This is a genomic window from Levilactobacillus senmaizukei DSM 21775 = NBRC 103853 (assembly GCF_001592085.1).
GTDB classification, from domain to species: domain Bacteria; phylum Bacillota; class Bacilli; order Lactobacillales; family Lactobacillaceae; genus Levilactobacillus; species Levilactobacillus senmaizukei.
This window is the reverse complement of record NZ_BCWD01000060.1, coordinates 1-1,290: the sequence shown is the minus strand read 5'-3', so window position 1 is coordinate 1,290 and position 1,290 is coordinate 1. Positions and strand designations below refer to the sequence as shown.

Here is a 1,290-nt window from a genome sequence, read left to right as displayed (position 1 = left end):
ATCGACACCATTTTTTTATATAATAAAAGGACACACCACCATTGTGCCTGCACCAATCGACCAAAATCAGCAGAAAGCGAGAATGAGTGATATGTCCCAAGACCAGTTTACTCGAGATTTACTTCAAATTACAGATAATAATTTAACAAACTTCGAAGTCAAAGATTCAGGAACCGTTCTTAATATACTTTGTGACTTGTCCTACCTCATCACCAAATGCCCACGTTGTGGGCATTCTAAGGTAGTTCACAATGGAACTAAAACTGTCCATATTCGTATTCCAAATATTTCAGAAAAGACCGCATTGTTACATATCAGCAAACAACGTTTTCTTTGTAAAAGTTGTGGTAAGACCGTCATAGCCCAAACACCTTTAGTAAAGCCTCGCCATCAGATTAGTGAAAACACTCAACATGGAATTGATAAATGCTTAATTGAAGATCGAACTATGACTGACATCGCGGCCCAATTTAATGTATCCACAATCACTGTCAGCCGACGGCTGATGGCTTTAGGTGAGCAGACTCGCATAACTTATGATGGCCTGCCTGAGTCACTGTGTATTGACGAATTTCGGTCTACAGGTCATCACATGAGCTTCATCGTCATCGATGCGGTTACCCATGAACAGGTTGCAATTCTTCCTAGTCGTCGCAATGATGAAATCAGAAACTTCTTTATTAATCACTATTCTCTAAAGAATCGGAAACAAGTTAAACGGGTCGTCATGGACTTTAATGCCCAATATCAATCAGTCATTCGAGAACTATTTCCAAATGTTCAAATCGTCGCTGATAACTTTCACTTAATTCAAATGGTCCTTCAGTCCTTAAATCAGACTCGCGTCCAACTAATGAAACGCTTTAAACCAGCCTCGGTTGAATATAGAGTTCTCAAGCACCACTGGAGATTATACCTTTTAGGTTATGATCAATTGGAAAAAAGAAAACTACAATGGTTTCCTCATCTTAAGGATCGGATGACTCAAGAATCATTGGTCTGGCGAGGCCTCGAGTTAGATAAGAAGTTTGAGAATACATACTTTGTCGTACATAACTTGGTTGAGTCCTTTAAGAAACGTGACTATCAAGCTTTTCTAGAGACGTTAAAATCGGTTGAGGACGTGAGTCCTCAGTTGTTTTCAACTATCAAAACGCTAATTCATAACAAAAAACTCATTATAAATATGACAAAATGTCACCTTTCAAATGGCCCTATTGAAGGTGTAAATAGAAAGATTAAGCAAATAAAACGTACAGCCTACGGTTTTCGCAATTGGAAAAATTTTGT

1 protein-coding gene is annotated in these 1,290 nt (G+C 38.3%); it reads left to right on the top strand.

Annotated features, from left to right (window positions below):
• Nucleotides 1-91: 91 nt before the first annotated feature.
• On the top strand, nt 92-1,290 hold a 1,199-nt coding region (locus LSE01S_RS10590), incomplete at its 3' end, for an ISL3 family transposase (protein WP_082791969.1).